This window comes from Actinoplanes sp. SE50/110, from assembly GCF_900119315.1.
Classification (GTDB): domain Bacteria; phylum Actinomycetota; class Actinomycetes; order Mycobacteriales; family Micromonosporaceae; genus Actinoplanes.
The window spans coordinates 5,470,277-5,496,025 of sequence record NZ_LT827010.1 but is presented as its reverse complement, the minus strand read 5'-3'; the positions used below and the strand labels follow the sequence as shown (position 1 = coordinate 5,496,025).

The 25,749-nt window shown below is 73.2% G+C and carries 18 protein-coding genes and 1 pseudogene; 13 read left to right on the top strand and 6 right to left on the bottom strand.

Annotated elements, in window-relative coordinates:
- Window positions 1–26 precede the first annotated feature (26 nt).
- From ACSP50_RS24690 to ACSP50_RS24665, 6 genes are all read left to right on the top strand, one after another.
- Window positions 27–518, top strand: coding sequence for a hypothetical protein (locus tag ACSP50_RS24690; RefSeq protein ID WP_014692009.1), 492 nt, complete (start codon window positions 27–29; stop codon window positions 516–518).
- Complete coding sequence (locus tag ACSP50_RS24685) at window positions 518–1,876, top strand: hypothetical protein (RefSeq protein ID WP_014692008.1); 1,359 nt, start codon at window positions 518–520, stop codon at window positions 1,874–1,876. The genes ACSP50_RS24690 and ACSP50_RS24685 overlap by 1 nt, the downstream gene beginning before the upstream one ends.
- Window positions 1,873–3,171 carry a VWA domain-containing protein gene (locus tag ACSP50_RS24680; RefSeq protein ID WP_014692007.1) on the top strand — a complete coding sequence of 433 codons (1,299 nt, stop codon included), beginning with the start codon at window positions 1,873–1,875 and terminating at the stop codon, window positions 3,169–3,171. Before ACSP50_RS24685 ends, ACSP50_RS24680 begins: the two co-directional genes overlap by 4 nt.
- 20 nt (window positions 3,172–3,191) lie before the next feature.
- Window positions 3,192–4,304, top strand: a complete 1,113-nt coding sequence (locus ACSP50_RS24675) for an AAA family ATPase (RefSeq protein WP_014692006.1) — start codon at window positions 3,192–3,194, stop codon at window positions 4,302–4,304.
- A complete protein-coding gene (locus ACSP50_RS24670) occupies window positions 4,301–7,114 on the top strand; it encodes a DUF5682 family protein (protein WP_080128003.1) in 2,814 nt (937 codons plus the stop codon). Before ACSP50_RS24675 ends, ACSP50_RS24670 begins: the two co-directional genes overlap by 4 nt.
- A 143-nt stretch (window positions 7,115–7,257) precedes the next feature.
- Window positions 7,258–9,273 (top strand): diguanylate cyclase, encoded by a 2,016-nt coding sequence (locus ACSP50_RS24665; RefSeq protein ID WP_014692004.1) that lies wholly within the window; start codon window positions 7,258–7,260, stop codon window positions 9,271–9,273.
- A 194-nt stretch (window positions 9,274–9,467) separates the two neighbouring features.
- Here the strand turns inward: ACSP50_RS24665 and ACSP50_RS24660 are convergent, their stop codons facing one another.
- From ACSP50_RS24660 to ACSP50_RS24645, 4 genes are all read right to left on the bottom strand, one after another.
- On the bottom strand, window positions 9,468–9,842 hold the full coding sequence (locus ACSP50_RS24660) for a DUF2203 domain-containing protein (RefSeq protein ID WP_014692003.1): 375 nt from the start codon (window positions 9,840–9,842) through the stop codon (window positions 9,468–9,470).
- Between the two features lie 35 nt (window positions 9,843–9,877).
- Window positions 9,878–10,075: an AlpA family transcriptional regulator gene (locus ACSP50_RS24655; RefSeq protein ID WP_099343864.1), complete on the bottom strand. Its 198-nt coding sequence runs from the start codon at window positions 10,073–10,075 to the stop codon at window positions 9,878–9,880.
- A gap of 230 nt (window positions 10,076–10,305) precedes the next feature.
- A complete protein-coding gene (locus tag ACSP50_RS24650; RefSeq protein WP_231956709.1) occupies window positions 10,306–10,767 on the bottom strand; it encodes a DUF1203 domain-containing protein in 462 nt (153 codons plus the stop codon).
- A gap of 306 nt (window positions 10,768–11,073) precedes the next feature.
- Window positions 11,074–13,662, bottom strand: a complete 2,589-nt coding sequence (locus ACSP50_RS24645) for an FtsK/SpoIIIE domain-containing protein (RefSeq protein WP_080128002.1) — start codon at window positions 13,660–13,662, stop codon at window positions 11,074–11,076.
- 119 nt (window positions 13,663–13,781) lie between these two features.
- Here ACSP50_RS24645 and ACSP50_RS24640 point away from each other — a divergent pair.
- The 5 genes and pseudogenes from ACSP50_RS24640 to ACSP50_RS24615 form a co-directional block, all read left to right on the top strand.
- A pseudogene (locus tag ACSP50_RS24640) lies at window positions 13,782–15,155 on the top strand (hypothetical protein); the annotation flags it as partial.
- Between the two features lie 311 nt (window positions 15,156–15,466).
- The gene (locus tag ACSP50_RS24635; protein ID WP_014691998.1) at window positions 15,467–16,633 is read left to right on the top strand and encodes a MoxR family ATPase; all 1,167 of its coding nucleotides are present in this window, start codon (window positions 15,467–15,469) and stop codon (window positions 16,631–16,633) included.
- A complete protein-coding gene (locus ACSP50_RS24630; RefSeq protein ID WP_014691997.1) occupies window positions 16,630–17,823 on the top strand; it encodes a VWA-like domain-containing protein in 1,194 nt (397 codons plus the stop codon). Before ACSP50_RS24635 ends, ACSP50_RS24630 begins: the two co-directional genes overlap by 4 nt.
- A 51-nt stretch (window positions 17,824–17,874) precedes the next feature.
- A complete protein-coding gene (locus ACSP50_RS44205) occupies window positions 17,875–19,050 on the top strand; it encodes a DUF11 domain-containing protein (RefSeq protein WP_155123615.1) in 1,176 nt (391 codons plus the stop codon).
- A 1,830-nt stretch (window positions 19,051–20,880) separates the two neighbouring features.
- On the top strand, window positions 20,881–21,609 hold the full coding sequence (locus ACSP50_RS24615) for a hypothetical protein (RefSeq protein ID WP_014691994.1): 729 nt from the start codon (window positions 20,881–20,883) through the stop codon (window positions 21,607–21,609).
- A gap of 675 nt (window positions 21,610–22,284) precedes the next feature.
- Here ACSP50_RS24615 and ACSP50_RS24610 read toward each other — a convergent pair.
- Together ACSP50_RS24610 and ACSP50_RS24605 are read right to left on the bottom strand one after the other, a co-directional pair.
- Window positions 22,285–22,698: a VOC family protein gene (locus ACSP50_RS24610; protein ID WP_014691993.1), complete on the bottom strand. Its 414-nt coding sequence runs from the start codon at window positions 22,696–22,698 to the stop codon at window positions 22,285–22,287.
- Window positions 22,699–22,984: 286 nt separating this feature from the next.
- Complete coding sequence (locus ACSP50_RS24605) at window positions 22,985–23,503, bottom strand: isochorismatase family protein (protein ID WP_043512101.1); 519 nt, start codon at window positions 23,501–23,503, stop codon at window positions 22,985–22,987.
- 204 nt (window positions 23,504–23,707) lie between these two features.
- Here ACSP50_RS24605 and ACSP50_RS24600 point away from each other — a divergent pair, with 204 nt between their 5' ends.
- A complete protein-coding gene (locus ACSP50_RS24600; protein WP_014691991.1) occupies window positions 23,708–24,532 on the top strand; it encodes an alpha/beta fold hydrolase in 825 nt (274 codons plus the stop codon).
- A 7-nt stretch (window positions 24,533–24,539) separates the two neighbouring features.
- Window positions 24,540–25,562 carry a hypothetical protein gene (locus tag ACSP50_RS24595; RefSeq protein ID WP_014691990.1) on the top strand — a complete coding sequence of 341 codons (1,023 nt, stop codon included), beginning with the start codon at window positions 24,540–24,542 and terminating at the stop codon, window positions 25,560–25,562.
- Window positions 25,563–25,749 lie beyond the last annotated feature (187 nt).

The window sequence follows — 25,749 nt, the reverse complement described above, 5'->3', positions numbered from 1 at the left end:
GTGAACCACAGGGGAGAGGACTGGTTGTGACATCCGATGACGTCGCCTACGAGCGGCGCGGCTCGGCATCCGTGATCGCGCCGGTGCAGCCGCGCAAACTGGCCAAGGTGCCGTTCGTCGAGCTCGCCGACGGCCGGCTGCAGGGCGTGGTCTCCAGCGGCTCCGACATCGAGCGGGTCTACGTTTCGTCGATCACCGTCGGTGACCATGGGCTGAGCTGCAACACCAACAACAACCGCCCGTGCGGCGGCCTGTCCGGCGGCACCCGGGCCTGCAACCACCTGCGCGCCCTGGTCGAGGCCGCCGTCGCGCAGTATGGTGCGGCCCGCGTCGCGCGCTATCTGTCGGCCGACGACGCCGAGGACCTGTGGGCCGGCCTGCATCCGGTCACCGCGCCGAACCGGGCCGCCGAGGTGTTCAGCGGCTTCCTGCGCCACCTGGCCTATCTGGAGGTCGAGCCGACCACCGACCCGCTGCCCGAGCTGCAGTGGTTCCCGGCCGCGGCGGCGGTGCGCTGATGCTCGCCGACGCGCTGCGCGGCCTGCCGGACGGCTTCGCCGGCACCCTCGCCCTGGTCGACGGGGTCGACGACACGCTGACCCAGGGCCTGGCCCGCGCCGACCCGGCCGCGCTGGAGGCTCTCGTCCCGGCGTTCGCCGGCTCGCCGCTGGCCGAGCGGGTCACCGAGGCGATCGGCAAGATCGTGGCCGGCACGGTCACCGACGAGCACCTGCTCACCCTGGCCGGGGCGCGCACCGCGCTGCTCGGCGCCGCGCACGACGCGCTGCGCGACAGCCTGGACACCGCCCTAGGCCGAGCCCGCGCGCCATGGTCGGCCACCCCGGCCGCGACCGATTCCGGTCAGGTCCTCGCCGGCGCCCGGTCGTGGCTGCGCGAGCTCGCCATCGCCGGCTGGCGCGGCGTCGACCACGAGCTGGCCGGGGGCGCCGGGCCGGCCGTCCAGACACTGCTGGCCGACCCGGGCGCCCGGCGGCTCGCCGTGCTGCTCGACGGTCTCGCCGCCGAGTTGCGGACGGCCGCGCCGGTCGCCACCCTGCCGCGGATCCCGGTGCGCCGGTGGGCCGACCTGTGGACCCGCGCGCTGCTGCTCGCCCAACCGGGCCGGCCGGCCTTCGCCGCCACCCCGGTCGACGGGCGGCTGCTGCTGCTCGGCGTCGACCTGCACGAGCATCCGACGGTGTTCCAGGCGCAGGCCCACGCTCTGCTGGAGACCGCCGACGGCGCGGTCCGCCTGGTCCGCACCAGCGTGGCCGCCGCCAAGGTGGACACGATCAGCGGCCCGGCCGCGTGGCGGATGCTGACCGCCTTCCCGACGCTGCGCCGCGCGCTGGCCGAGCACCGCGTCGTCGAGGTCGCCGGGATGGCGCTGACCCCCGGCGGCGACCTGATCTGGGACGAGGCGCGCGCCACGGCGGGTGCGCCGGCCGACCCCTTCGCGGCCGCCCGGGTGCGGCTCGGCACGGCCGCCGCGCTGCCGGTCACCCCGCTCGATCGGCACCCGGCGGCGCTGGCCGAGCCGGTGCTGCTGGAGGGCTACGGCCACACCGATCGGGCGTTCGACCTGGGCGGCGGCGTCACCCTGGCGGTCGACCTGGACCGGCTGCCCGCGGCCGGGCCGCTCACCCCCGAGCTGGTCGCCGCCTCGACCGCCTGCCTCGGCCTGCTGCGCTGGGACGGACGGTGGCTGCTGCAGCCGCTGGCCGTGCAGACGCTGGTGAAGAAGAAGCCGGTGGCCGTGCACGGCGGCGACTGGGCGCTCGGCCCGACCGAGGCGAAAGCGGCCAAGGCCGAGGCCGCCGCCGGCACCGCGGTCGACGTGTTGCGCGAGCGCGCGGGAAGGCTGCTGCGGAAATGAGCGCTGCGGAGAATCGCCGGCAGGTGCTGTACTGGCGGCTGCTGGCCCGGCTGTTCGACCCGGAGGAGCAGGCCACCCTGGAGTCCGCCTCGATGGCCGTCGTCGACGACCTCGGGCTGCCCGCCGCGCTGCTCGACCCGGCGGTGTCGGTGGACACCGTCGTGCAGCGCTTCCCGCACCTGGCGGCCGAGTTCGACACCCTGATGAGCGATCCCGGAGACGACCGGGAGGGCGAGGTGCGCCGCGCCGCGCTGGTGTCGAAACTGCTGCTCAACGTGTTCGCCACCGGGTCCGGCAGCGTGACCGCGGGGCAGTTGCAGGGCTGGCAGGCCGACGCCGGCTGGTTCGAGCGGGCGATGGGCTGCGAGCCCGGCCGGCTGCGCGGCCGCTCCGGCGAGGGCGAGGACGGTCTGGGCCGGGTGCTCGCCGGGATCGAGGGTGACCTGATCAGCCGGATGCGGCTGCGCGAGGTGCTCGCCGACCCGCGGCTGGCCGGGCAGCTCACCCCGAGCATGTCGCTGATCGAGCAGCTGCTGCGCGACAAGCACAACCTGGACGGGGTCGCGCTGGCCAACGCCAAGGCGCTGATCCGCCGGTTCGTCGACGAGGTGGCCCAGGTGCTGCGCACCCAGGTGGCCCAGGCCGGTGCCGGCACGATCGACCGGTCGGTGCCGCCGAAACGCGTCTACCGCAACCTCGACCTCGACCGCACCATCTGGAAGAACCTGCCGAACTGGAGCCCCGACGACGAGCGGCTCTACGTCGACCGCCTCTACTACCGGCAGACCGCGAAACGCGTCGAGCCGGCCCGGATGATCGTGGTGGTCGACCAGTCCGGCTCGATGGTCGACTCGATGGTGAACTGCACCATCCTGGCCTCGATCTTCGCGGGGCTGCCCAAGGTCGACGTGCACCTGCTGGCGTACGACACCGTCGCCCTCGACCTCACCCCCTGGGTGCACGACCCGTTCGAGGTGCTGCTGCACACCAAGCTCGGCGGGGGCACCAACGGCACGGTCGCGCTCGACCTGGCCCGGCCCAGGATCGCCGACCCGCGTAACACCGTGGTGGTCTGGATCTCCGATTTCTACGAGTGGCAGCAGCAGGCCGTCTGGGACGGCATGCACGCCATTCACCGGTCCGGAGTGAAATTCATCCCGGTCGGCTCGGTCAGCAGCGGCGGCCACCAGAGCGTCAACCCGTGGTTCCGCCAGCGCTTCAAGGACCAGGGCACCCCGGTCCTGTCCGGACACATCAAGAAGCTCGTCGCCGAGCTCAAGAACTTCCTCGTCTGACCTTCCCCTGGAGACAACCCATGAGTGACATGCTGCGCGCCCCCGCCGAGGTCAAGTACGCCGACGAGCTCGACTGGCTCGAGTCGGTCGACGACGGCCCCAAGCCGTTCTCCTGGCGGCTGAGCCCCCGGATGGTCCGGCTGTTCATCCTCGGCTCGGAACGCGCCGACGGCCTCGACCGGGAGATCCCGCAGAAATGGTTCGGTGACCGCAGCTTCGTCGAGCGGGCCATCGTCACCCTCGCCTCCGACCGCGGCCTGCTGCTGATCGGCGACCCGGGCACCGGCAAGAGCTGGCTGGCCGAGCTGCTCGCCGCCGCGATCAGCCGCAACTCGACACTGGTCGTGCAGGGCACCGCCGGCACCACCGAGGACCACATCAAGTACTCGTGGAACGTGTCGATGGTGATCGCCAAGGGCCAGTCCCGGGCCTCGATGATCCCGTCGCCGATCATGACGGCCATGGAGGGCGGCGTGATCGGCCGCTTCGAGGAGCTCACCCGCTCCACCAGCGACGTGCAGGACGCGCTGATCTCGATCCTCTCCGAGAAGTACGTGTCGATCCCCGAGCTCGACGACGACAACATCGTCTTCGCCAAGCCCGGTTTCAGCATCATCGCCACCGCCAACAGCCGCGACCGCGGCGTCAACGACCTGTCCTCTGCGCTCAAACGCCGGTTCAACTTCGTCCGCATCCCGGTCGTGACGAACAGGAAGAGCGAGGCGGAGATCGTCCGGTTCCGCACCGAGGAGCTGCTGCGCCGGCACAACATCGAGCTCGAGGTGCCGCCCACCCTGCTCGACGTGCTGCTGCAGAGCTTCGCCGACCTGCGCGCCGCCTCCGCCGCGGCGAGCAGCGACGACGAGCGGCTCGAGTCGGCACTGTCCACCGCCGAGCAGATCGGCGTGCTGGAGGACGCCATCCTGCACAGCAATTTCTTCGGCGCCCGCACGCTCACCTCGCAGGCGCTGGCCGGGTCACTGGTCGGCTCGCTCGCCCGGCGCAGCCCGGAGGATCTGGCGATCCTCAACAAGTACTGGCACGGTGTCGTGGAGCCGCGCAGCAGGGAGCACAGCGGCGAGTGGACCGGCTTCCTGGAGGGCGGCCGCCAGGCGATCGCCACCCTGTCATGACCGCCTTCGACGCCCTGCGCGAGCAGCTGCTCGGCGCCGCCCGGGCCCTCGGCGGCGGACCGGACGCCCTTCCCGAGATCCTGGCCGGGATGGTCGACGATGTCGACCACGCGCTGCGCGAGCCGCTGGAGATCTTCCCGGTCTGCCACCACTCGCCGGCCTCGGCGCTGGCCATGCTCCGACGGCTGCGCGAGAAACAGCCCCGGGTCATCTATCTGGAGCTGTGCGAGGACCTGCAGCCGCTGCTCACCGAGCTGCGCAACTGCAGGCTGCCGGTGGCACTGCAGGCCTTCGCCTCCCGCTTGGACGGCTTCCCGCCGGAATCGGCGCCGCTGTCGGTGATCGCGCCGATCACCGAGGCCTCCGCCGAATACCAGGCCGTCGCGTACGCGTTGAACACCCCCGGCGTCACCCTGGTGCTCGTCGACCGCTCGGCCGACCACGTCTTCCAGTGGCAACCGGAAGCCACCCCCGAGGCCGGCCCCGAGCCCGAGGACGACCTGCACGGCGACGCGGTCGGGGTGGAGATCGGCGACCTGCGGCCGCGCTTCGCCGAGCTGGAGGAGCACCTGCTGCACCACGGCCGGGTGCGGCACTGGTCGGAGTGGTGGGACCAGTACGTGGAGCAGCCCCTCTCCGGGGCCGGGCACGACACGTACCGCCAGGTGATGATCATGATCGGCAGCCTGTTCCGGCGGCTCGCGCCACACGACACCCGCCGCTTCGCCGGCGACGAGGACCGGGAACGCTACATGTGGACCCGGATCCGCGCGCACCTCGCCGAGCACCACATCGACCCGGCCGACGGCATGTACATCTGCGGCGCCTTCCACGCGGCCAGCCGGCTGCCGGAGGTCGGCTCCGCACCGGGCACCCCCGACTTCGCGATCACCCCGCGGACCGGGACCACCTGGCTGTACGGTCTGATCCCGTCCAGCCACTCGGCGATCGAGGCGCAGTTCGGGCTGGCCGCCGGCTCGGTGTCGATCGCGGCCGCCACCTGGCAGAAACAGCTGCTCCGGTCCCGGCTCAAGCCGTTCCGCCTGGACGGGCAGAAAGGCCGCCCGCTGCCGCTGCCGGTGGCCGGCACCCAGCCGGTCACCGATCAGCTCACCGACTATCTGGCCGGGCCACCGGTGCTCGACGGGCTCGACGAACTCGAGCTGCGCGGCTGGTGCGTCGACATCGTCCGGCTCGCCCGCCGCAACGGATACCTGGCCAGCACGGCCGACGCGATCGCGGTCTTCGAGACGTCGATCCTGCTCGCCGGGATGCGCGGGCGGGCCCGGCCGACGCCGTACGACTTCCAGGACGCCGCGGTCACCTGCATCGAGAAGGACACCGTCCCCGGGCGGCGCGACGTCCGGCGGCTCTGCGAAATCCTGCTCGGCGGCGACCGGGTCGGCCAGGTCGGCTACGACGCGCTGCCCCCGCTGGCCCGCGACGTCCACGACCGGCTCGCCCCGCTCGGGCTCAACCTGGAACAACGCAGCATCCAGCGCGCGCTGCTCGACCTGGCCGCCCGGCCCGAGCTGGCCGCCTGCTCCCAGCTGCTGTGGATGCTGCGCTACCTGCTGCCCGACCACGCCGTCCGGCCGATCATGGGCAGCCGCCGGCTCGGCGAGAAGCCCATCCAGGAAAGCTGGGACCTCGACCTGGGCCGGCACCAGCGCAGCATCATCGAGCTGGGCTACGAGGGCGTCACCGTCGAGCAGGTCCTGGAGCACCGCCTGCGCCGCGACGCGTGGCACCCCGAGGCGACCGCGGCCACCGCCCTCAAAGCCGTCGAAGACTCGATGCTGTTCCTGCAGAGCCCCCGGCTCACCGACGACCTCGGCAACCGCGCCGTGCATCTGCTGTCCGCCGAACGCACCGTCGACGACGCCCCCGCCGTGCTGCAGCGGATCCGGCGGCTGCTCGGGCACTACCGGGCCACCACGCCGGCCCTGCCGTCCTGGTGCGAGCGGTTCGTCACCTCCGGCTACGCGCACTACTGCACGCTGCTGCCGACCGCGTTCGTCGACGAGGAGACCGGGGTCCGGCAGGTGGGCGCGATGCTCGGCTTCCTGTTCGGGATGGAAAGCCTGGCGCTGTCCCTCGGCTGCGACCGGACCCAGCTGGAGATCGCCGTACGGCAGTCCCATCCGGAGTCGCCGGCCAAGCTGGCCCTGCTCTGGGCGGCCCGCCACCAGCTGGGCGACCTGCCCTTGGCCGGCCTGCGCGACCGGGTCGACGAACTGCTCGGCAACCCGCTGGTGGTGCCGGCCTTCCCGCAGTACGTGAGTGGCTTCGTGCAGGCGCTCGAACCGGTTCCCCGGCTGGCACCGTTCGTCGTGGAAACCCTGTCGAAAGCCTTCGCCCGACTGCCCGACCCGGTCCTGCTGCCCTGGCTGCCCCGGCTGATCACCACGTTGCGGCGGCAGGGCGGTGACCTGCTGCCCCTGCTGACCCGGGAGGCCGGACGCACCTTCCCGGGCTCACTGGCCGCCCTGGACTCCTGGACTCCGCCCTGGCTCGCGCCGTCGCCGAGGCTGTTCCCGCCGGCCTCGGCGCGGACCGATCGCGGGCCGGTCAGCGTGTTCCTGGCGGCGCATCCGGCGGTGACGGATGCGGTAGCCGGGCTCCTGGGGGTGCCGGCGTCCTGGGCCGCGTTCCCGGAGCCGGCCGGAGGGCCCGATCCGCTGGCGGCCGCCGGGTCGTATCCGTTGCCGGTCGCCGGGTCGGATCCGCTGGTGGTCGCCGGGCCGGATCCGTTGCTGGCCGCCTTCCCGGTGGCGGCTGAGGCCGTGGCCGATCTGCTCGGCGTGTGATCCCCGCCCGGCCCGGGGCGCTGCGGCGGTCCGGGCCGGGCGGTCGCGGCCTTCCGGGAGGTGCGGCGGTGCCGTGGTGGGGCGCTGTTCTCTCAGCTTCGGTCCCGGCTGACCGACAAGGCTGGGCGGCAGGGGAGGAAACCGTGAAGGCTGACCGGCACCACGATCGTCTGGGCGGCGGGACGGCTCGCCGGGGGTCGGGGCAACCCGACGACGCCCCGGCGGCACGGTGGCGGCGCGGGGCTCTCGCGACGTACTACGTGGCGTTGACCGTGGCCAACCTGATGCTGCTCAGCGGGGTCGCCCGGGTGGTGCTGAGCGGGCTGGCCGCGGCGACCGCCGTGCTGCTGTTCGCGGCGGCGACGCTCGGCGCGGTCCGGCGGGGTTTCGGCCGGCCTGGGCGCGCCTGGGAGAAACTGGCGTATCTTCCGATGATCGACGCCGTGGCGCAGGTCGCGGTGACCGGAGAGCTCCATCACACGACGACGCTGCTGCTCACCCTCGTCGGGGTGGGCGGCGCGGTGCCGGACCGGCGGATCGCGATGCGCGCCGCCCTGCTCGGGTGCGTCGGCTGGGCCGCGGTCGTCATGCTGCAGCACGGGCTGCGGACGCCGGAGCTCGGCTTCTACGGCGGGCAGCTGCTGGTGGCGGTGGTGCTCGGCGCGATCCTGCACGAGGCGCTGCGGCGTCGCCAGCGGGACCTGAAATCGGCACGGGACCAGCTCGCGGTGGTCCTCGCACGCTTCGAGAGCCTGTTCCAGGCCTCGCCGGCCGGAGTGGCCGTCGCCGACGAGCACGGGATGCTGGTCGCGGTCAACCCGGCGTTCTGCGACCTGGTCGGGCAGCCCGCGAGCGAACTCGTCGGTGCCAGCGCCCACGCCTACCTCACCCCGGACGGGGAGGGGCCCGTCGCGCCGGAGCCGGGCGACGGCGGGCACCCGGCCTCGGCTGCCGCCGGCGCCGGCGTTGCCGTCGACGGCGGGCAGGAGAGTGCGGCGGGGCGGTCGATGCGGTTCGTGCGGCCGGACGGGTCGGTGCGCTGGGTGTGGCTGACGGTGGGCCGCACCGGGGCGCCGGACCGCAGCGACAAGCGGCGCTGGATGCTGCTTCACCTGCACGACGTCACCGACCGGCACCTCGCCGAACGCGCCCTGCGGGAATCCGATCGGCTGCTGGCCGCGGTGTCCGTGGCCTCCCGGCGGATCCGCACCCGGCAGGACGCCCGCGGCACCATCATCGAAGCGGTCCGGGAACTCGCCGAGGCCGACTCGGTCACCATGCTCGAACCCGACGGCACCGACCTGGTCGCCACCGGCGGGGTCGGCGTCCCGGTGATCGGCACCCGGGTGCCGATGGACGGCACCTCCATGATCGCCGCCGTCTACCGGGATGGGCAGCCGGTCTTCCTCGCCGACCCCGGCAAGGACCCGCGGGTGTCGGCGGCCCTGCTGCGGCTCGTCGACGCCAGCTCGATGATGTGGCAGCCGGTGATCGCCGACGACCGGGTGGTCGCGCTGCTCGTGGTGAGCTGGCAGGCCCGGATCTCCTCGGTCAGCGACCTGCGGGCCCGGGCGGTCGCCCTGCTCGCCGACGAGACCGCCCTCGCCCTGGAACACGAAGGGCTGCTCGGCCGGCTGGAACGGATGGCGTACACCGACATGCTGACCGGCCTGTCGAACCGGCGCGCCTGGCAGGCGGGTTTCGCCGAACTTCTCGTCGCCGCCCGCACGGACGGACGCCCGCTCACCGTGGCGATCGCCGACCTCGACCATTTCAAGCGGTTCAATGACACGTACGGTCATCTCGCCGGTGACGAACTGCTGATCGCGACCGCGTCGGCCTTCCGCGCCCAGCTGCGGTCCGGCGATCTGATCGCCCGCTGGGGCGGTGAGGAATTCGTCGTCGCCCTCCCGGACAGTACCGCGCAGGAGGCGGCGGCGATCCTGGACCGGCTGCGCGAGTCGACGCCCGGCACGGAAACCTGCAGCATCGGGTACGCGGTGTGGGACGGCGCCGAGTCCTGCGAACGCCTGCTGGGGCGCGCCGACACCGCCCTGTACGCCGCCAAGGCCGCCGGCCGCGACACGGTCCGCGCCGCCGATCCGACGGGCTGCGACACGCAGCCGGGCCCGGTGGGGATCACGGCGGCGAGACGTTAGCGGCGGTCGGTGACCTGCGATGCCTGCGGCCGCGGGCGGCTGCCGACCGCCCTCGCCCGGGCGGCCCGGAGGCTCCGGCAGCGGTCGGGTGTCGGGCGGCGTCGGCTCGCAATGTGTGGCGGTCGGGTGTCGGGCGGCGTCGGCTCGCAGTGAGTGTCGGGCGGCGTCGGCTCGCAGTATGCGGCGGTCGGGTGTCAGGCGGCGTCGGGGGGCAGCGGGCGGCGGCCGGCAATGCCCAGGTCGGGGCGGTGATACCAGGCGAGGTCGGTGTCGCCCTCCAGCCAGCAGAGCAGGACCGGGCTCCCGTCGAGGTCGGCGGAGAAGTCCAGGAGCAGGGGAGCGACGCCCTTCAGCTCGGCGCCCGACTCCTGGATCGTGGTCATCAGCTCGTTGAGGCGGGCCTCGGCCGCCTTGCGCTCGGGCAGGCCGCCCAGCGTGGTCGGCTCACCACCCGGCACCAGCGCGGCGGACAGCTCCACCATGTCGGCCCGCAGCGTGACGATCTCGTCGAGGACGGGCCGCAGCCGGGCCAGTTCCGCGCGCGCCTCCGCCACCGTGAACAGCCCCATGCCCGCCAGTTAACCACCCACAGGATCGGCGTCACTCACCGGTCGGGCGGCGGCGCTCCGGTCCGCTGCTGCCGGATCCACGCCTCGATGTCGGGGATCAGCCAGACCCGGCCCATCGCCAGCTCGTCGAAGGGCGACGGGAAGTCATCCCGCTCGGCGAGCTGCTGCACACGCTGCCGGCTGAGCCCCAGCCGCTTGGCGATCTCGCCGGCGCCCATCAGGTGTCTCCCCATGAACCGACTATAGTCATCAGTCATCTTGTCGCGCGATAAACAGTCGCCCGTTCGGGATCGGACTGGGATCCGGAATGGACAGGGAGAGGTCCGCCGGATCGGCCGGCTGCGGGGCCACCGCCGGGTCCGCACCCCCGCGCCGGCCGGCACGTCGGTCCGGTCCGGTCACGGAACCCGTCGCCGCGAGCCGGGTTCAGCTCCCGTCTGTCGGCGGCTCGTGAAAGTTCGCCTCAGGTCGCGGCGCGGGTGATGGCGAACATGAAGCAGCCGTAGGCGACGTTCCGGCTGTGCACCTGGACGACGTCCGGGTCGGCGAACATCTCGGCGAGCACGCCCTCCGGGTCGGTCCCGTCGTGCACCCGGGTGTTCGGATGAATCCAGCCACGCGGATCGTAGGCTCGCAGCACCTGTGGCCGCCCCCGCCAGCCGTGGGGATAGCCGTCACCCGCGGGCCCGGTGCACCCGGCGGCGTGGGCGAAGACCGCCCCGGCCTCCCGGTACGGGCTCGGCGGGATCGGCGGCGCGTAGGGGAACAACACCAACACTTCGCCGGCCAGTGCATCGCGGAGGCAGCAACGCAGCGGTTCGCCGCCCCCCGCGACGATCCGCACGACTTCCGGTTGCCCGCCCACACTGTCCTGGCGCGCCCGCTTCAACACATCGAGCGGCAACGCGTGCACCTTGAATTCCATGCCGCCCATCGTGCGACCGCACCGGCAGCATTTCCGGCGGAAATCGGACCTCACATCGATCCGGCCGACAGGCAGCGGTGTGGCGCCGGCCGGTGGCGGGTCTGTCGGGGGCGGGGCCGGCCGGTGGCGGGTCTGTCCGGGACGGCGCCGGCCGGTGGCGGGTCTGTCGGGGGCGGGGCCGGCCGGTGGCGGGTCTGTCGGGGACGGGGCCGACCGGTGGCGGGTCTGTCGGGGGCGGGGCCGGCCGGTGGCCGGTCCGTCCGTGAGGGCGCCGGCCGGGTGGGATCGTTCCGGGCTGGTCCGGGTTCAGGCGGCGGATCGGGAGATGTCGAGAAGGTGGTGGACGATCTCGTGGACCGTGTGCCGGCCCACCCACAGCATGCTGCGGGTGGCGGGCTCCGGCCAGCTGTATGTCGCGGAGCGTCTCAACTCCTCCGGTGCCAACGCGGCGAAAGCATCGGCCAGGGCTGCGGCGGCCTGATCCAATTCGGACAGGACGGTGTGGGGGTCCTGGGTGTTGTAGGCGTCCAGGGTGGCCCGCTCGTCGCGGCCCATCGGCGCGAAGACCGGCTCGTCCTCGGCGAGCGCCAAGGCCAGGCGCTCCCGCTGCACACGGAGCACGTCCCGGACGTGACAGGTGTATTCCAGCGGTGACCACACCGCCGGCGCGGGCCGCAGCCGCAGGTCACCGGCCTGCAGCAGCGCCGCGGCGAACAGCGAGCCGGCCGCCCGCAGCCGCCCGGGCAGCGCGGCGGGAGCTACGGTCGCATGGGTGAAGCCGCATTCCGCGCAGTGATCGGTGGCCAGCGCGACCAGCAGATCCACCTCCGTGCCCACCGCCAGCCCAGGATGCCCGGCAGCCGGGGCCGGCCGGGTCGGCGCACCGGGGTGCGCGTCGGTCGGGGTGGGTTGGGTGGGCAGCCCGGGGTGCGCGTCGGTCGGGGTGGATTGGGTGGGCAGTCCGGGGTCCATGTTGGCCGGGACCGGTCGGGTGGGTGGGCCGGGGTGCGCGTCGGTCGGGGTCGGCTTCGGGCGCGTGGCGGCCGTGGCCGGGTGGATGGCCGGCCCGTGGCTTCTGCTCAGCACCGGGCGGGCGGCCTGGAAGTGCAGGTAGCCGCCGGGTGCCGGGATGATGCCGCGGCCCGGGCGGGCGGGCGGCACGGTCGCAGCGCCGGCGGGGTGCACGGCGGACGCCGCCGGGTCGTCGAGGCGGAGCTCCAGGCGTGACCCGAAATGATCGGTGACGGCGGGCGGGAACTCGGTCCAGCGCGACGCCGTGGCCACCAGGTGGACACCGCGCCCGGCGCCTTTGCGGGCGATCTCCACCAGCAGGTCGTGCCAGTTCGGATGCTCGTCCCAGAACTCCGCCCACCCGTCGATCAGCAGCACCGTGTCTCCGTGCGGGTCGTCCAGGCGCGCGTACAGCTCCCGCTTCAGATCGTCCCGGATGTCCCTCACCAGGGAGATCCGGCGACAGTCAAGAGCTTCCGGCGCCAGTACGCGCACCTCGGGCGCCGTGTGGGACAACGCGAGCGAAGCTGTCAACGTACGCAGGATCGTGGTCTTGCCGCTGCCCGGGCCACCGACGACCGCGACGTGCCCGGCGACCGGGAGCCAGATGATGTCCCTCGCCTGTTCCCGTGGTTTGTCGAGGATCCCGATCGGTACCTGCAGCGCCCCGCGCAGGGTCTCGTCGGCGAAGCGCAAGCCGTGATCAGGATCGGACACGACGGCACCGCCCAGTTCGTCCAGCGCGGGTGCCGGGCCGAGCGGCGGAAGCCAGATCGGGTGGGCCGGCCCCGGCGCCGCGTGGTCGATCGTGACCGCGGCGTGGGCGGGCGGCTGGAAGGGGATCCGCTGATCGGTGCCGATCCGCAGCAGCCCGGGGGTGATCCGGTAGGAGAGGTAACCGTCCAGTTCATACGTTTGCGGCGTCTCAGTGCCGGAATCGGCCAGCACCAGGTGGATCCCGCGGGCCCGCCCGAGCCAGCCGATCTGCCGGATCACCTCGAGCAGGGCCGGGCTCGCCGCGAACAGCGCGGCGAATCCATGGCACACCACGATCAGCGCCGGCATCGGCACCCGGCCGCCGACCTGCCGCAGATATTCGCTGTGACTCCGGCACCCGGCCGCCACCAGCATCCGTTTCCGCCGGGCGAGTTCGCCTTCCAGCACCTCGACCAGCCGCGGCAGCAGCGACAACCCGCTCCCGCCCGGAAGAAGCGACCCGCCCCCGGGCGCCGCGGCGGCGAATGCGGTGGCAGGTGGGGAAGCGGCGGTCGGCACCGCCGCGAGCGGTGCGGTGGCGGGCGGTGCGGCCGGCGGTGCGATCGGCACCGCCGCGAACGGTGAGGTCACGGGCGGTGCGGCGGGCGGTGCGGCGGTCGCGGGCGGTGCGGCGGGCGGTGTGGCGGTCGCGGGCGGTGCGGCGGGCGGTGCGGCGGTCACGGGCGGTGCGGCGGGCGGTGCGGCGGTCGCGGGCGGTGCGGCGGGCGGTGCGGCGGTCGCGGGCGGTGCGGCGGGCGGTGCGGCGGGCGGTGCGGCGGTCGCGGGCGGTGCGGTTGTGCTCGGCGTGGCGGTGGTTGGTGTGGCGGAGTGGGCGAACGGGCGTGCGTCGAGCAGCACTTCGGTGTGCGGCAGCCGTTCCAACTCGGCGAGCGTGCCGTCGGTGGTCGCGTCCACCAGGACGAACGACGCCTCGTCCGGGGTGTGCGCGGTGGCCAACCCCAGCAGCACCGATCTCAGCAGAGCCCCGCTGAGGCTCCCGGTGATCAGGCCGTGCGGCCCCACACCGCCGTCGACGGCTTCGCGCAGGTCGAGGTGGACGGGACTGCCGTCGGGCGCGTGTCCGATGACGACCCGGAGCCGCGGGCGGTCTGTCTGGGCGGGAAGCACGCGCCCGACGGTAGTACAGGAAACGGGGTCGCCGGGGTCTGCCCGGAGGGTGTATGCTCCCCGGCGATGAAGACCTCCTCTTCCGGAGAGGGGGCCATGTCCACGCCGAGTGAGTGCTGATGCACCCTGTCGTGGACGGGCTTCCCCGTCTCCTTGCCTGGCGGCGCGTGCGCGAGTTCGCTGTCCCGCCGTCGATGATCGAAACCGCTACCGCCCGCCGCCTTGTCGGTGACTGGCTCGGTGCCTGCGCCGCGGCCCGGGTCGAGGTGAACCTGGACCTGCGGGCCGTGGCCCGCCGGCACGGTCGTGAGCTGGCCGCCGGGATCCGCGCCGACCTCAGGCATCTCGCACCGGACCTGCTGCGCTGGCATTTCCCGCGGGTCGAGTCCGGGCTGCTCCGGCCCGGCCTCACCGTCGCGCTGGCTCGTTACGGCCCGCGGCTGGTGCTGGTCGCCCGCACCGCTCCGGCCTGGGCCGACGCCGACCAGCGGCTGACGCTTTCGCTGTGGGGCGGCACCGGCGACGAGGCTCGCGGCGACGATTCCCGGGTGCATCCGCACCCGCGGCCGCACCGCCGGTTCCGCCTCGACCTGCACCGGCACCTCTGGGATGCCCGTCACGCCGCTGAGCTGCACGAACGTTGCGGCGCGGCCACCTGGCCGGGTGACCCGGACGGCTTGGCGATGCACCGTTGGCAGGCGGAGGCGGACATTCTGCGCCGCGCTGAAGCGGCCTACGCACGGTCCGCCGCGGCGGAGGCGTCGTCCTTCGGGGTGGCCGGCCAGGCATGGTCCGCGGCGGCGGAGGCATCGTCCTTCGGGGTGGCCGGCCAGGCATGGTCCGCGGCGACGGAAGCGCCGCCCGGCCACTTTAGGCAGGCGGTCGCCCCGGCCGACGAAGCAGTTTTGGTACGTCTTCACGCGCGCGACATCCGTCAACTGTTGCCGGCCGCCGGTGCATCGGCCGGCGGTGGTGGTCTGCTGCTGCCCGACGCCGCCACCCGGGTGCCACCCGATCTGGAACTGCTGCGTGCCGGCCTGATCGAACCCGGTCACCTGCATCCTCTGGTCGCCGAGTCGCTGGCGCCGGGCAGTCATGTTCGGGCGGTGGCTGCCGGGGATTCCGGTCCGCGGTTGGTCGACTGCCGCGGGCAACGGCATCGCATCGAGCTCGTCGACGGCGTGCTGTCCGCGATCGATCACCATCCGGATGAGCTGCGCCGGGAGGAGATCCTGGTGGCGTTCGGCGGCCCGCCGCTGCCCTGCCTGCGGGTGATCGACGACGCGATCCGGCACCCGGAGGATCTCGACGACATCCGGGCCCGCCTCGATCACGGCAATCTGGCCGGCGCGATGCGGGCGGTGGAGTGCCTGCTCGGCCCGGCTGCGGTGCTGCGCGACGGACCGCTGCGTGACGAGCTGGAGCGTGCCGGACAGCGGTACGTCACCTACGGCCTGTACCGCTCCGGTCTGGCCGGCCGCTGCCCGCCACCGGACGACCCCCTGCCGCGCGCCCGCCGCAGGAAGCGCATCGAACGCAACACGGCCGCGAAGAAGGACAGCTACGCGGCCGCGAAGAAGGACGGCGGCACGCCCGCGAAGAAGGACGGCGGCGCGCCCGCGAAGAAGGACGGCGGCGCGCCCGCGAAGAAGGACGGCGGCGCGCCCGCGAAGAAGAACAGCAACGCGGGCACACAGGCAAGAACAGCACGGCGGCCACGAAGACAAGAAACGTGGCCACGACGAACCGAACCGGAAACTCCGCGAGCGGAGGCCCCCCAACGACCCCTGAGGTGACTGACTACATGACTCTCGACATCGCCGCTGAACTGATCGGCCTGCTGGCCGACACGACCACCGAGCCGCGTCCGGACATCCAGTTGGAGGCGCTCACCCTGGCGGTCGCCGCCGATCTGCCGGTGCTGCTCTGGGGCGAACCCGGGATCGGCAAGACCGCCGCGCTCCACCAGCTCGCCGCCTCCCTCGACCTGCCGCTGACCACGGTGATCGCGAGCGTGCACGAGCCGACCGACTTCTCCGGGCTGCCGGTGATCGGCGCCGACCCGGCCACCCAGGGGGTACCGATGGCGCCGCCCGACTGGGCGGTCCGGCTCGCGAACAGCGGCCGTGGCCTGCTCTTTCTCGACGAGTTGTCGACCGCGCCGCCGGCCGTGCAGGCGGCCCTGCTGCGGCTGGTGCTGGAACGCCGGGTGGGCGCGCTCACCCTGCCGCCGGGGGTGCGGATCGTGGCCGCCGCGAATCCGCGCGGATCGGCCGCGGACGGGTGGGAGTTGAGCGCGCCGCTGGCGAACCGGTTCGTGCACCTGCAGTGGACGTTCGACCACGAGGTGGTGGTGCGCGGCCTGGGCGGGACGTGGCCGCGGGCGGCGCTGCCCCGGCTCGACCGGGCGCGGCTGGCGCAAGCCGTGACGTACGCCCGAAAAGCGGTGACCGACCTGCTTACCGTGCGACCGAAGCTGGTGCATCAGATTCCGCAGTCGGAGTCGAAGCGCGGCGGTGCGTGGCCGTCGCCGCGGACCTGGGACATGGCGGTGCGGCTGATCGCGTTCGGGATGGCCGCCGGTACCTCGCGGGAGGTGCTGTCGATGCTGGTCCGCGGGGTCGTGGGGGACGGGCCGGGCCTGGAGTTGCTGGCCACCCTGGACCGGATGGACCTGCCCGACCCGGAGGCGCTGCTCGCCGATCCGGTGGGGGCCGTGCTGCCCGAACGCGGGGATCTGCGGCAGGCCGTCCTCGACGGGGTGGTCGAGGCGGTCCGGCGCAACCCGGACCGGGACCGGTGGGATGCCGCCTGGGCGGTGCTGGTCAAGGCTCTGGCGACGGGTGCGCCGGACCTGCTGGTGGTGCCCGCCGGAAACCTGGCCGAGCTGCGCCGTGACGACTGGCCGCTGCCGGCCGGCATCGAACAGCTGGCCGGTGCCGTCGGCGTGGCACGGCTGGCGGGCCGATGAGGCTATCGGAAGCGGACACCGAGAAGTTGTACGCGGCGCGGCTGTTCGCCGTGCGGGCCCGCCCCTACCTGGCTTCCGCGCTGTTCGCGCTGACCGTGGTCGAGTCACCGCGTACGCCGACGATGGCGGTCGACCGGTTCTGGCGGTGCTACGTCTCGCCGGCGTTCGTGGCGCGGACCCCGCTGGCGGAGCTCGCCTCGGTCTGGGTGCACGAGGTGTCGCACCTGCTGCGCGACCACCATGGCCGCGGCGACCGCTATGCCCGCGAGCGCGATCTGCGCGGGCCGGGGGAGCGGCTGCGGATGAACCTCGCCGCCGACTGCGAGATCAACGACGACGTGTACGGGGACGGGCTGCCGTGCCCGCCCGGGGCCGTCCGTCCGGTCGATCTGCGGCTGCCGCCGGGGCTGTTGATGGAGGACTATCTGGGGCAGTTCCGGCTGGGCCGGCATACCGACGCGTACACCTGGTTCGATTGCGGCAGCGGGGCGGACGGCGCGGAGCGGGAGTGGGATCTCGGCCCGGACGGTGCGCATGGACTCACCGATCAGGAGCGCGACGCGGTCCGGTTCCGGGTGGCCCAGTCGATCAGCGGGGCGCCCGGGAACGTGCCGGACGGCTGGCGGCGCTGGGCGCAGGAGGCGTTCCATCCGCCGCAGCCGTGGCGGGAGCTGCTCGGGGCGGCGGTGCGCGCGGCGGCGGGGGCGCGCGGGGCGGGGGAGGACTACGCGTACGGCAAACCGGCCCGGAGGGCGGCGAGCCTGCCGCGAGTGATCCTGCCCGCCCTGCGTCGCAGCCCCCCGAAGGTGTGCGTGGTGATCGACACGTCGGGGTCGGTGAGCGACGAGGAACTCGGCACCGCCCTGCTCGAGGTCGCCGCGATCGGGCGGGCGGTCGGCGGACGCCGCGGTCTGGTCAGTGTGGTGGCGTGCGACGCGGCGGCCGGGGTGGCGCATCCACTGTGCCGGGCCGAGGGGATTCCCCTGATCGGCGGTGGCGGGACCGATCTGCGGGAGGGGTTCCGCCAGGCGCTGCGGACCCGGCCGGACGTGATCGTGGCGCTGACCGACGGCTGGACGCCGTGGCCGAGCCGGCAGCCGCCGTGCCGCACGGTGATCGGGCTGTTCCGGCGCCGCGAGCCGCTCACCCAATGGCCGCCGGAATGGGCACGTGTGGTAAAGATAGGATGATTACGGAGAAACACGAATAAAGCCCAGATTGCGGCATTAGGTTAGGGCCTCGTGGTCCTACGACGCTGTCCGCGCCGCCTCACGGTGCTGCTCCTGCTGATCCTGTGCGGTCTGACGGTGCCCGCCGCCCGGCCGCGCCCGGCCCGGGCGGCGCAGACCACCTGCGCGCCCGGCGTCACGCTGATCAACGGCGACTTCGAGTCCCCGGCGATCGCGGCGAACTCGATGTCGCTGATCAACGAGGGTCCGGACATGCCGGGCTGGAAGACCACCGCGCCGGACCACGTCTTCGAGTTGTGGCACGAGGTCCGGCAGGGCTTCAACGCCGCGACCGGGGTGCAGTTCGTCGAGCTGAACGCGAACTACGTCTCCACGCTGTACCAGGATGTCGCCACCACGCCCGGGCAGACGCTGCGCTGGGAGCTGCGGCACCGCGGCCGGCTCGGCACCGACGTGATGGCCGTCAGGATCGGCCCGGCCGGCGGCGCCCTGGTGCAGCAGGGCTCGACGCTCTCCGACGTGGCCACCGCGTGGGGCACCTGGTCGATGAACTACACCGTCCCGGCCGGCCAGACGACCACCCGGTTCGCCTTCGAGTCGGTGTCGGCCGCGCAGAACAAGCCCACCTACGGCAACTTCCTGGACGGCATCTCGTTCGGCACCGCGGCCTGCCTGCTCACCACCACCTCGGTCAGCGCGGCCACGGCCAACGTCGGCGACGTGCTCACCTACACGGTCAACGCGGACAACCGCGGCGGCAACCCGGCGAAATTCTCCGTGCTCAGCGACACGCTGCCGGCCGGCACCACGTTCGTGCCCGGCTCGATCCGCTCGATCACCGGTTCCGCCAGTACCGCGATCAGCGACAACGCGGACGGCGACACCGGCGAATACGATTCGGTGGCCCGCACCGTGCGGGTCCGGGCCGGGACCGGCGCCACCGCGGCCTCCGGCGGACGTGGTCGCGAACGTGCCGTTGACCGACGCGCTGAGCGTCCAGGCGCAGAACACCGCGGCGGTGCTGCCGACCACGTACGCCGCATTGAGCAGCAGCGTCGCGGTCGCCGTGCCGCAACCCTCGCTGTCCGTCCTGCTGTCCTCCACGGTCAGCGACCCGACCCGGCAGAACGCCGCCGCGGCCGGCGACCTGATCACCTACGGCTACACCGTGACCAACAACGGCAACGTGCAGATGGACAGCATCGCGGTCGCCGACACCAAAGGTGACACGGTGACCTGCCCGCACCCGACACTCGCCATCGGTGACTCGATGACCTGCACCGCCAGCCCCGGGTACACGGTGGTGCAGGCCGACGTCGACGCCGGGGTGGCGGTCACCAACGTCGCGACCGTCACCACCGTGCCGGCCGGCGGCGGCAGCACGGTCACCTTCACCTCACCGGCCGGCGGCGTGCAGGTGGCCGCCGCCGTGCCGGCGCTGCGGATCACCGTGGCGGCCAGCACCGCCGGACCGGTCCGGCTCGGCGACACCATCGGCTACGACTACACGGTCGACAACCTCGGCAACGTCAAACTGGACAACCTCGGCGTGACCGACGCCAAAGCGGCCACCGTCACCTGCCCCGCAACGGTGCTGCCGGCCGGGGCCACCATGGGCTGCCACTCGTCGTCGACGTCGTACACCGTCGGGCAGGCCGACATCGACGCCGGCGTGCCGATCCGCAACGACGCGATCGTCGACGCCCTCAGCGTCGCACCCGGGCACATGCCGGCCAGCGCCGAGAGCAACGCGCCGGTGCCGGTCGTCGCGGCCGCGCCCGCACTCACCCTGACCAGCATCCCGCACGTGACACCGGCCGGGCACGCCGCCGCCGCGCAGACCGGCGACCAGGTGTACTTCACCTACCAGGTGCACAACGGCGGCAACGTCACCATGCACGGGGTGGCGATCACCGACACCCTGACCGGGCCCGGCACCTGCCCCAACGTGCCCCTGCCGGTGAACACCACGATGAGCTGCACGGGCGGGCCGTCGTACATCGTCACCCAGGACGACTACGACGCGGCGGCCCCGCTGAGCGGCACCGCCCGGGTGCAGGCCCGCGCCCCCGGCGTCCCGGTCCCCGGCACGTACGACACGGCCACTGCCGGCGTGCCGGTCGGCAGCGGCAACGCGGCCGCCGCCCTGGCCACCGCGGCGCTGCGGGTGCTGCCCGCCGGCCACCAGGCCGCCGTCGAGGCCGGTGACCGGTTCGCCGTCGACTTCACCGTCCGCAACACCGGCACCCTGACCATGCGGAACATCACGGTCAGCGACGACCGGGCCGGGACGGCGACCTGTCCGGGCACCAGCCTGCGGCCCGCCGCGTCGATGACGTGCACCACGCCCACCTACACGGTGCTGCAGTCCGACATCGACCGGGGTGAACCGTTGACCAGCGTCGCCACCCTGCGCGGGCAGGCCGGGACCGGTGCGGTCCAGACCTACGGGACGGCCGGCACCTGGCTGGCGGTCACCCGCGGCGTCCCCTCCCTCGACGTCCGTGTCGTCGGCACGGTCAGCCCGGCGGCACACCGGGACGCGGCCGGCGTCGGCGACGGGCTGACATGGACCTTCCAGGTGGTGAACAACGGCAACCAGACGTTCACCGCGATCGCGGCCACCGGCACCGGCACGATCACCTGCCCGCAGGACCGGCTCACCGTCCGCGAAACCATGACCTGCACCTCCGACCGGGGGCACACGGTGACCCAGGAGGAGGTGGACGCCGGCAAGGCACTCGGCGCGGTGGTCACGGTGACCGGGACCGCCCCGGACGGCCCGCACCGGTTCGGGCCGGTCGACGGCACGGTGGCGGTGGTGGCGGCCGACCCCCGGCTGGAGATCGCGATGACGACCCGGGTCACCGCCCAGGCCGACATGGTCGAAGCCGAGGAGGTCGACACCGGGGTCACCGCGGGCGACCTGCTGCGCTACACCTACAAGGTCTACAACCGGGGCAACGTGACGGTCGGCTCGCTCAGCGTCGTCCACGCCCGCGCCCCGAAGATCAGTTGCGCCACCGGGTCCTCGCCCCCGGCGCCGGTACCGACTGCGTGGCCGCCGACCTGTACCGGGTGACCCAGGCGGACATCGACGCGGCCACGGCGATCAGCGACATCGCGTACGCCGACGGCATCGTGCCCGGCGCCGGCCGCACGGTGACCTCCAACAGGTCGTCGACGTCGGTGCCGCTGACCGCGCCGGCCCCGAAACTGACCGGCATCCAGAACGCCGTCTGGACCGACAACGACGGCGACGGCCGCCTCGGCCCCGGCGACGACGTGGTCTCCACCGTCCTGGTCACGAACAGCGGCAACGTCACCCTGATCAATGTCCGGGTGACCGGCCTGCCCGACCCGGTCACCTGCCCCACCACCCAGATCCCGCCGGGCGCGTCGGTAACCTGCACCTCCGGCAGGTACCACCTCACGGCGGCGCAGATCGCCGCCGGCAAAAGAACCCCGCAGGCGCACATCGCCGGCGACCTGCTCGACCCGCACGCGGACAACGTCACCGCGGACGCACCCTCCACGGTGGCCGTGCCGGCCCGCAAACCGACCCCGTCACCGTCGCCGTCCCGCTCGCCCGGCACCGGGCACGCGACTCCGGCCCCGACCCACGTCGCTCAACCGGGCACCCCGGCCCGTCCCGGCGGCACCTTCCCGATCACCGGCCGCTCCGCGGCGCTGGCCTTCCTGATCGGCCTCGGCCTGCTCGTAGCCGGCGGCGGCCTGCTCTTCCTCGCCCGCCAACGCCGCCCCGCCCTGCACGCCCGCCGCTGACCCGCCGCCCCGCGCTGCTGCGGCCGCCGCCCCGCTGACCCGCCGCCCCGTGCCGCTGTGGACGACGCCGGGCGCCGCTGACCCGCCGCCCGGCGCCACCGCGGCCGCCGCCCGGCGCCGCTGACTGCCGCCCGGCGCCGCTGACCCGCCGCCCGGCGCCGCTGACCCGCCGCCCGGCGCCGCTGACCCGCCGCCCGGCGCCGCCGCGGCTGCCGCCCGGCGCCGCTGTGGCCGCTGCTGGCGCGCCCGCCGGCACCCCCTCGCCCGCCCGCGTTGTGCTGCCACGCCCGCCGGGCGTTGCTGCGCCGTGTATGCATGCACGGCGCCTCGCCGTGCTGCGTGTCGGTGGCGCGCCATGCCCGTCACACTTCACAGGGTCGTGCATGCTGCTGGCGCGCGCCGTCCTGCCATGCGCGCACGCTGCTGACTCGCGTGGTCGGCGGCGCTTCCGTGGGTGCACGCCGCCGATCCTCGGGACGGCGGCGCTTCGTCGTGAGTGCACGCCGCTGACTCGCGGGGCCGGTGGCTCAGGCGGTTCAAAAGTCCGATCTGAGTCGTCTTTCGGTCACCTCCGTAGTCGGGGCCGGGTGTCAGTTGGTCTGGGCCGTTCACGCCGTCTGGTGGTCGCCCGGAACGCCGGCACGTCGGGATGCGGACGGCGCGGGAACCCCGTGTTTAGGCGGCCACGCAGAACTCGTTGCCCTCCGGATCGGCCATCGTCACATGGTGGCCGTCGAATGTGGTCACCACGCGCCCGCCGATCGCCCGGAGGTCCTCGACCTTGGCCAGGATGCGTGGCCAGGGGTCGCCGTACCTACCGACGCGGACGTCGATGTGCAGCCGGTTTTTCGCGACCTTCGGCTCGGGCACCTCCAGGAAACAGAGCCTCGGGCCGAGCCCCTCCGGATCGTGCAGCCAGGCGCCGCCGCCCGCGTCCTCCGCGGGCTCCCCGAAGGAGGCCACCCACTCCTCGCGGGTCCGAAACGGGGGCGGGGGCGGCTCGTCCGCATAGCCGAGAGCCGCCTTCCAGAACTCGGCCAACTCCTGCGCCCGCACACAGTCGAACGTCAGATCCACCCGCAGTGCCATGGTCGAACCTCCCTGTCCTCACCGACTCCGTCATCCTGCTCCGGGGGTACGACAAAAACCTGCCGGCGCCGCCCCGACGGTCGCGCGGTCCGACAGCGCCGGTGACCTGGCGGAGCTGTCTCGGCGGTGCGCCCGGGTCGGCACGGGGTCGAGCTGTCGGCAGGTGTCCGGGGTCGGGGGTGAGGCGCGGCGGTGGGCTCCGCCCGTACGCAGGCGTGGTTTTGATCGGTGGCGGTGGCGCGGCGCGTCGCCTGCCGGGACCACGTCGGGGCCGGCGTGTCGGGGGTCATCCGAGCCGGGCGAGGATTTCCGCGGTGGTACGGATCTCGCCGAAGCGGGGAAGCGTGACCGTGAGCGCGTGGTGGTGCTCCGTCTCGGTCATGCCGGACATCGCGTCGGCGGCGAAGATGAGGTCGAAGCCCAGATCGGCGGCGGTCCGGGCAGTGGATTCGACGCCCATCGTGGTGGCGATTCCGGTCAGGATGATCGTGGTGATGCGGCGGTCGCGGAGCGCTTGCTCGAGGCCGGTGCCGGGGAAGGCGCCGATGGTGCGCTTGACGATCTCGAGGTCGCCGGGGCGAGGGGTGAACTCGGGGACGAGGCCGCTGCCGGGCGGCTGTTCGGCGACGCCGGGGCGCTCGACGCGGACCGGGACGACCAGTCCGCCGGCCGCTCGTACCGCGTCGGCCAGGGCGAGCGACCGCGCGACCACGTCGGCGCCGGAGTGCGGGCCCATGTTCTGCGACACGATGCGCGGCATCAGGTCGATGGCGATCAGGGCGGTACTCGGTGCCTCGATTCTCATGCGAGGACAGTGCCACATCGCGGCATCCGCGCCGCGGAAAAGGTCTCGGCGCGCGAAGTGATGGTCCGGTGATCCACCCTGTCCGGGAAGTGTCTTCCGGGAGGGGTGTCAGAGCGGTGACGGTCGCGTGTCAGAGGCGTCGGGGAGATTCGCGGTGTGACGGGGTGACCGTCACTCCGATGATGGCGATGCGGGAGGTGCGCGATGTCCGCGACGGTGGCGAAGTGGTCCGGCATGGTGGCGGTGGACGACACGAGGCTGGCGGTGACCGACACCGGTGGCGCCGGGCGGCCGGTGGTCTATGTGAACGGGCAGTTCTCCACCCAGCCCTACTGGCGGCGGGTGGTGCGCGAGCTGGGCCCGCAGTGGCGGCACATCACCTACGACGAACGCGCCCGCGGGAGGTCGGAGCGGTCCGGGGACTACTCGTTCGCGGCATGGCTGCGGGGCCTCGACGCGGTGATGACCGCGCGCGGGGTGGCGCGGCCGCTGCTGGTGGCCTGGTCCTACGGTGCGGTGGTGGCCGCGCACTGGGCGAGTCTGCACCCGGAGCGGACGTCCGGGCTGGTACTGGTGGACGGCGCTTTTCCGTACGACTGGCTGGACGACGCGGTCGAGCAGCGGATCCGGAAGCTGTTCCGGCGGATCAACCGGTGCGCGCCGGTGCTGCGGCCGTTCGGGCTGTTGCCGCGGATGTCGGCGGAGCAGCAGGCGGAGAGCAACATCGAGCTGGGCCGGCTGTCCCGGGTCGCGGAGCTCGGTCCGGTGCTGGACGGGATCACCGTGCCGGTGCGGTATGTGGTGGCTTCCGGGACTTCACTCGGCAGCAAGGGGGACGAGCAGGAGCAGATCCGCACCAGTCTGGAGCAGGTGCTCGTGCGGAACCCGAACATCGAGGTGAGCGCCAAGGTGCCGAGCAACCACGGCGCGATCCTGCGCAGGAATGCCGCGGAGGTCGCGGCGGCGGTGCGGGAGGTCGCGGCGTCGGCGGGCACGACGGGCCGAGGCGGATCGATGTTTCCACTATGATCCGCCGATGATCCGTACCGCCCGCCTTCTCCTCCGGACCATTCGCGACGGGGCCGTGCCCGCGGTCCCCGAGTTCGACGCCGAGCGTGCCCTGCTCGACAAGGGGTTGTGGGAGACGCGGCGGGACGTGCTGCGCGGGGAGTGGGAGTCGGCGCGGGAGCTGATCGCCGCCGCCGGAGACGACTGGGAGCTGCGCGGTACGCGGATCCTGTCGCTCGGTGAACTCGCCGTGGCCGACGGGCGGTGGCTCGACGCCTGGCGGGAGGCGCACCCGGACGACCCGGCGGCCACGCTGATGCTGTCCGCCCGGATCAGGGAGCAGGCTCGGCAGGCCCGGGGATCGGCGTCGGCGGCGCACACGACGGCGCAGCAGTTCGCCGATTTCCACCGGCTGTCGGAGGAGACGGCCGAGGTCGTGCGGCGGGCGATCGACCTTGCGGCTCCCGGGGACCCGGTGCCGTGGGTGCAACTGCTCGGCACGCTGTATGCCGGTCCGCGGGGCCGGGACGGGGCGATCGACGAGGTGTTCGAGGAGGGCAGGCGGCGCGATCCGGGCAACTTCGATCTGCACCTGCACATGCTCAGCCTGCGGTGCCGGAAGTGGTACGGGTCGCACGAGAGGATGTTCGCGATCGGGCGGGAGGTGGCCGAGACGGCGCCGGACGGGACGAATGTGGTGCTGCTGCCACTGTTCGCGCACTTCGAGTACGCGATGCAGGAGTACGGGTGGGACAAGCGCTCGGCGGCGGTGCTGCGCGACTGCCGGAAGTACTTCCGCCGGACGGAGGTGCGGCAGGAAGTGGACCGGTGCATCGCCAAGTGGCGGGCCGGGACGCCCAGCATCGGGCGGCTCGGGACGTGCCGGCACTGGGTGGCGCTGTATTACACGCTGACCGGACAGAGGAAGGCGGCACGAGCCGCGTTCGCCGAGATCGGAAAGTATGTGGATCCGGCGCATGCGTGGGCGTATTTCCACCCGAACCGGGAGTACGGCTTCTTCCAAGGGTGGCGCTGGGCGAACGGACTCTGAACGCGGGTCGCGCCGGGGCGCACCAGCGGCACGCTTGCTCAGCACACCCATGGCAGCCGACCGCAGCTCGCCGAGCATCCGCCGCCCGCGAGCAGACTTTCGGCAGGCGCTGCGCCGATATCTGGATCAGGCGGATTTCAGCTCGGCGGACGACAGCAGCCGCGCAAGGCGACCGCTGTGTCGCCGT

Excerpts from the sequence above, each read along its gene's own strand:
- ACSP50_RS24670 (WP_080128003.1), top strand. The coding sequence starts at position 4,301 with ATGACCGCCTTCGACGCCCTGCGCGAGCAGCTGCTCGGCGCCGCCCGG.
- ACSP50_RS24605 (WP_043512101.1), bottom strand. The coding sequence starts at position 23,503 with ATGAGAATCGAGGCACCGAGTACCGCCCTGATCGCCATCGACCTGATG.
- ACSP50_RS24635 (WP_014691998.1), top strand. The coding sequence starts at position 15,467 with ATGACTCTCGACATCGCCGCTGAACTGATCGGCCTGCTGGCCGACACG.
- ACSP50_RS24675 (WP_014692006.1), top strand. The coding sequence starts at position 3,192 with ATGAGTGACATGCTGCGCGCCCCCGCCGAGGTCAAGTACGCCGACGAG.
- ACSP50_RS24685 (WP_014692008.1), top strand. The coding sequence starts at position 518 with ATGCTCGCCGACGCGCTGCGCGGCCTGCCGGACGGCTTCGCCGGCACC.
- ACSP50_RS24610 (WP_014691993.1), bottom strand. The coding sequence starts at position 22,698 with ATGGCACTGCGGGTGGATCTGACGTTCGACTGTGTGCGGGCGCAGGAG.
- ACSP50_RS24630 (WP_014691997.1), top strand. The coding sequence starts at position 16,630 with ATGAGGCTATCGGAAGCGGACACCGAGAAGTTGTACGCGGCGCGGCTG.
- ACSP50_RS24655 (WP_099343864.1), bottom strand. The coding sequence starts at position 10,075 with ATGGGGAGACACCTGATGGGCGCCGGCGAGATCGCCAAGCGGCTGGGG.
- ACSP50_RS24660 (WP_014692003.1), bottom strand. The coding sequence starts at position 9,842 with ATGGGGCTGTTCACGGTGGCGGAGGCGCGCGCGGAACTGGCCCGGCTG.
- ACSP50_RS24680 (WP_014692007.1), top strand. The coding sequence starts at position 1,873 with ATGAGCGCTGCGGAGAATCGCCGGCAGGTGCTGTACTGGCGGCTGCTG.
- ACSP50_RS24600 (WP_014691991.1), top strand. The coding sequence starts at position 23,708 with ATGTCCGCGACGGTGGCGAAGTGGTCCGGCATGGTGGCGGTGGACGAC.
- ACSP50_RS24650 (WP_231956709.1), bottom strand. The coding sequence starts at position 10,767 with ATGGAATTCAAGGTGCACGCGTTGCCGCTCGATGTGTTGAAGCGGGCG.
- ACSP50_RS24595 (WP_014691990.1), top strand. The coding sequence starts at position 24,540 with ATGATCCGTACCGCCCGCCTTCTCCTCCGGACCATTCGCGACGGGGCC.